Annotated in this window: 5 protein-coding genes; all 5 read right to left on the bottom strand. The window is 70.9% G+C overall.

Annotated features, from left to right (window positions below; all coding sequences use genetic code 11):
* On the bottom strand, window positions 1-1,167 hold a 1,167-nt coding region (locus AC1D15_RS17105; RefSeq protein ID WP_477826910.1), incomplete at its 3' end, for an ABC transporter ATP-binding protein.
* Window positions 1,167-2,009 carry an ABC transporter permease gene (locus AC1D15_RS17100; RefSeq protein ID WP_477826909.1) on the bottom strand — a complete coding sequence of 281 codons (843 nt, stop codon included), beginning with the start codon at window positions 2,007-2,009 and terminating at the stop codon, window positions 1,167-1,169. The genes AC1D15_RS17105 and AC1D15_RS17100, both read right to left, overlap by 1 nt.
* Window positions 2,006-2,962, bottom strand: a complete 957-nt coding sequence (locus tag AC1D15_RS17095; RefSeq protein WP_477826908.1) for an ABC transporter permease — start codon at window positions 2,960-2,962, stop codon at window positions 2,006-2,008. The genes AC1D15_RS17100 and AC1D15_RS17095 overlap by 4 nt, the downstream gene beginning before the upstream one ends.
* A gap of 9 nt (window positions 2,963-2,971) precedes the next feature.
* Window positions 2,972-4,591: an ABC transporter substrate-binding protein gene (locus AC1D15_RS17090; RefSeq protein WP_477826907.1), complete on the bottom strand. Its 1,620-nt coding sequence runs from the start codon at window positions 4,589-4,591 to the stop codon at window positions 2,972-2,974.
* A 62-nt stretch (window positions 4,592-4,653) separates the two neighbouring features.
* The coding region (locus AC1D15_RS17085; protein WP_477826906.1) for an NAD(P)/FAD-dependent oxidoreductase at window positions 4,654-5,178 on the bottom strand (525 nt) is incomplete at its 5' end.

Genomic DNA, 5,178 nt, shown 5'->3' with positions numbered 1-5,178 from the left:
CGCCAGGATGCGTTCGATGGTGTGCGCCGGGTTGAGCGCGGTGTCCGCCATCTGGAACACGATCTGGATGCGGCGCAGGTCTTCCTTCGAGCGCCGGGCCAGCGCGGTCCCGAGCTCGCGGCCGTCGAACACGATGTGCCCGCCGGACGGCGCGATCAGCCCGGCGATCGCGCGCGCCAGCGTGGTCTTGCCGGAGCCGGATTCGCCGATCACGCCGATCGCCTGGCCGCGCTGCAGCGTCAGGTCGATGTCCTGCAGGATCGGCAGCGCCGGGCGGCCCTGGCGGTCGAGCGGCCCGTAGCCGGCGCTGAGGCCGGTCACTTCCAGCAGCGGCCGTGCCGTGGCCTCGGCGGCCTCGGCGGCTGGCCGGCCGGCATCGCGCACCTTCGGCTGCGCGGCGGCCAGCAGGCTCTGCGTGTAGTCGTTGGCAGGCGCCTGCAGGATCTGCCCGGTGCGCCCCAGCTCGCGCATCGCGCCGTCGCGCAGCACCAGGATGTGGTCGGCCATCTGCGCGACCACCGCCAGGTCGTGGCTCACGTAGACCGCGGTGGCGCGGCGCTCGCGCACCACGCGGCGGAAGGCGCGCAGCACCTCGATCTGCGTCGTCACGTCGAGCGCGGTGGTCGGCTCGTCGAGGATCACCAGGTCGGGGTCGCTGATCAGCGCCATCGCCGCCATCAGCCGCTGCAGCTGCCCGCCCGACACCTGGTGCGGGTAGCGCGCGCCGATGTGGTCGGGGTCGGGCAGCGCGAGCTCGCGGAACAGCGCGACCGCCTTCGCCTCGGCCTCGGCGCGCGGCATCAGCCGGTGGATGCGGGCCGGCTCGACCACTTGGTCCATCAGGCTGCGCGACGGGTTGAACGAGGCGGCCGCGCTCTGCGCGATGTAGGCCACGCTGCGCCCGCGCAGCGCGCGCTGCTGCGCCGGGGTCAGCGCCAGCACGTCGGCATCGCCGATGCGGATGCTGCCGCCGGCGATGCGGCAGCCGTTGCGCGCATAGCCCATCAGCGCCAGCGCCGTGGTGGTCTTGCCCGAGCCCGATTCGCCGATCAGCGCCAGCACCTCGCCGGGGGCGATGCTGAAACTCAGGTCGCGCACGATGGGCTGCTCGCCGTCGCGCGTCTGCGCGACGATGTTCAGGCCGCTGACGGTGACCGGCGCGCCCATCAGCGTTCCCCGCGGGCCGAGCGCCCGGGCAGGTTGTCGATCAGCAGGTTGACCGCGATCGTCAGGCTGGCGATCGCGAGCGCCGGCATGATGATGGCGGCGCTGCCCAGCGGCAGCGCGCCGATGTTCTCGCGCACCAGCGAGCCCCAGTCGGCGGCCGGCGGCTGCACGCCCAGGCCGAGGAAGCTCAGCGACGCGAGCAGCAGCACCACGTAGACGAAGCGCAGGCCGAGGTCGGCCGCCATCGGGCCGACGATGTTGGGCAGGATCTCGTTGAGCATGATGTACAGCCGCCCCTCGCCGCGCGTGCGCGCCACGGTCACGTAGTCCATCGCGTCGATGTTGACGGCGAGCGAGCGCGCGATGCGGTAGGCGCCCGGCAGGTAGATGACGGCCGCGGTGACGACCAGCGTCGACATTGCCGAGCCGAAGGCCGCGACCATGATCAGCGCGAACATCTTGCCGGGCACCGAGGTCAGCGTGTCCACCGCGCGGCTGAGCAGCGCGTCGACCCAGCGCCCGCTGGCGGCCGCCAGCAGCGCGAGCAGCGTGCCCATGCCGCTGGCCAGCAGCGTGGCGGCCAGCGCCACGCCCACCGTGTAGCGCGTGCCTTGCACGACGCGGGCGAACACGTCGCGGCCGAGGAAGTCGGTGCCGAACCAGTGCGCCGCGCTCATCGGCGCGAACACCGCGGCGTCGCCCATGCTRCTGCCGCTGTCGCTCAGCAAACCGGGGCCGAGCAGCGCGGCCAGCAGCCAGAACAGCAGCACGGCGGCGCTGGCCCAGGCGAGCGGGCTGGTGCGTGTTCGCCGGGGGCGGACGGGAAGGGGGGTGCTGTTCATCGGTAGCGCAGCCGCGGGTTGGCCACGATGCTGCAGATGTCGRCCAGCGTCACCAGCAGCAGGTAGGCGGCGCAGAACAGCATCGCGCAGGTCTGCACCAGCGGCATGTCGCGCTGCGTCACGCCGTCGACCATCAGGCTGGCGACGCCGGGGTAGTTGAAGATGGTCTCGACGATGATCACGCCGCCCAGCAGGTACGACAGCGTCATCGCGACCGCGTTGGCGATCGGGCCGACCGCGTTCGGCAGCGCATGCGCGAGCACGGTGCGCATCGGCGTCGCGCCCTTCAGCAGCACCATCTCGATGTACGGCGCCTTCAGCTGGTCGATCACCGCGGCGCGCGTCATGCGCATCATCTGCGCCACCATCACGCAGCACAGCGTCATCACCGGCATCGCGAACGATCGCAGCATCTTCAGCGGCGAGTCGAAGCTGACGCCGTACGACAGCGCCGGCAGCCAGTGCAGCTCGACCGCGAACACCAGCACCGCGAGCGTCGCGACGAGGAACTCGGGCACCGACACCACGGCGACGGCGCCGCCGCTGACGATTCGGTCGAACAGCGAGCCGCGGTACATCGCCGCGGCGATGCCCAGCAGCAGCGCGAGCGGCACCGCGACGAGCACCGTGATCGCCGCCAGCAGCAGCGAGTTCGGCAGCCGGCTGGCCAGCATGTCGACCACCGGCGTGTGGGTGACGATCGACTCGCCCGGCTGGCCGCGCAGCAGCCCCGCCAGCCAGCGCCCGTAGCGCACCGGTGCCGGCACGTCCAGGCCCATCTGGTGGCGCAGCGCGGCCAGCGTCTCGGGCGTGGCTTCCTGGCCGAGCTGGGCCTGCGCCGCGTCGCCCGGCAGCACCGCGGTGATCGCGAACACCAGGGCCGAGACGACCAGCAGCGACACCAGCGCGAGGCCGATGCGCTGCAGGCTGAGGCGCAGGATCAAGCCGTTCATGGCCGTGGCTCAGGCGTCCAGCCAGACGTGCTCGGCGAACGAGTAGCCCATCAGCCCGCCGAGCGGGATCGGCGACAGGCCCTTGAGCTTGCTGCTGTGGCCGTCCAGGCTGGCCAGGAACAGCGGGATGCCCAGGCCGGCCTGCTCGTGGATCATCACCTGCATGTCGGCGTACTGCTGCTTGCGCTTCGCGGCGTCGGTCTCGGCGCGCGAGGCGACCAGCAGCTGGTCGAACTTCTCGCTCTTCCAGCGCGACTCRTTCCAGGCCGCGTCGGACTTGAAGAACAGCGTCAGCAGCGTGTCGGCGCTCGGGCGCGGGTTGACGTTGCCGAAGCCGACCGCGCTGTTGAGCCAGTGGTTGGACCAGTAGCCGTCGGCCGGCATGCGCTTCACGTCCAGGTTGAGGCCGATCTTCTGCGCCGACTGCTGCATCACCAGCGCCATCTCGACCGAGTACAGCGCCGCCGGCGAGGCGATCACCGGCACCGGCGCGTCGCCCAGGCCCGACTTCTTCAGGTGGAACTTCGCCTTGTCGAGGTCGAAGGCGCGCTGCGGCAGGCCGGCGAAATGGAAGCGGTTGGTCGGGTCGATCGGCTGGTCGTTGGCGAGCACCGCATGGCCGAGCGCGACCGACTTGCGCATCTGCTCGCGGTCGATCAGGTGCTTCATCGCGAGGATGAAGTCGGGGTTGGCACCCGGGCCCAGGTCCTTGCGCATGATCAGGTCGGAGTACTGGCCCGACTGCGTGCTGAACACCGCGAAGCCGGGCGTGCCCTTGATGCGCTCGACCGAGCGCGGGTTGACCGAGCCGGCCAGGTCGAGGTCGCCCGACAGCAGCGCGTTGACGCGCGCGCCTTCGTCGCCGATGCCGACGAACTCGATCTCGTCGAGGTACGGCTGGCCCGGCTTCCAGTAGCCCTCGTTGCGCACCGCGATCGAGCGCACGCCGGGTTTGAACTCCTTCAGCTTGTACGGGCCGGTGCCGATGCCGGTGCTGAAGTCGGTGGTGCCGTCCTTCACGATCATGAAGTGGAAGGTGCCGAGGATCACCGGCAGGTCGGCGTTGGGCGCGGAGAGCGTCACCGTCACCTCGTTGGCGCCGCTCGCCTTCACGCTGTCGATCTGGTCGGCCAGCGCCTTGGCCTTGGAGGCGGTGGCCGGGTCCTTATGGCGCATCACCGAGAACACCACGTCGGCCGGGGTCAGCGGCTTGCCGTCATGGAACTTCACGTCCTTGCGCAGTTTGAAGACCCAAGTCTTCGCGTCCTTGGTGTCGAAGGATTCGGCCAGTGCCGGCTGCGGCGTCAGGCTGCCGTCGAGCGAGGTCAGGCCGTTGTAGAGCATGGTGCCGCGCGAGTAGTCGGTCTGGTTCGACATCTTCGACGGGTCCAGCGTGTCGGTGATCGCCGCGGTGGCGCCGGCCACGCGGATGCGCCCGCCGCGCTTCGGCGTGGCGGCGTGGGCCGACAGCGCGAGGCTCGACAGGCCGCCGGCCAGCGTGGCCTGCATGCCGCCCGCCATCAGCAGGGCCAGTACGTCGCGCCGGCTGGCGCCGCGCTTCAGTGCGCCCAGCAGGCGCGTGCTCTCTTGCGGACCGACGAGGTCTTCAAACTTCCGGCGCTCGTTCATCGCATGTTCCTCTGTGCAGTGGGAGGGAAGGGGTTGTCGTTCGAAGCCCGTGCGGCGTCATTTCAGGCCACCATGTCCTTGACGCGGTAGTACAAGCCGACGGCGGGGAGGAACCAGGGCGGGCCGAGGTGCCCGGGGATCGCGGGCCAGGGCCGGTCGCGCCACGGGTTGGCAGCGGCATTGCCGGCCATCACCTCGGCCATGCGCAGCCCCATGTGCACCGACATCTGCGTGCCGTGCCCGCTGTAGCCCATCGAGTAGTACAGGCCGTCGCGCTCGCCGGCATGCGGCAGGCGGTCCTGCGTCATGTCGACCAGTCCGCCCCAGCAGTAGTCGATGCCGGCGCCGGCCAGCTGCGGGAAGGTCTCGATCAGGCCGCGCTGCAGGATCGCGCCGCTCTTGCGGTCGGAGGTCGGGCTGCTGAGCGCGAAGCGCGCGCGGCCGCCGAACACCAGCCGGTGGTCGGCGGTCAGCCGGAAGTAGTGGTGGATGTTGGCCACCGTGACGCAGGTGCGGCGCACCGCCAGCAGCGAGCGTGCGCGCTCGGTGCCGAGCGGCTCGGTGACGATGATGAAGCTGCCGATGCC

The organism is Rhizobacter sp. P2_H2 (assembly GCF_056403375.1).
This window is presented reverse-complemented; position numbering and strand designations above follow the sequence as displayed.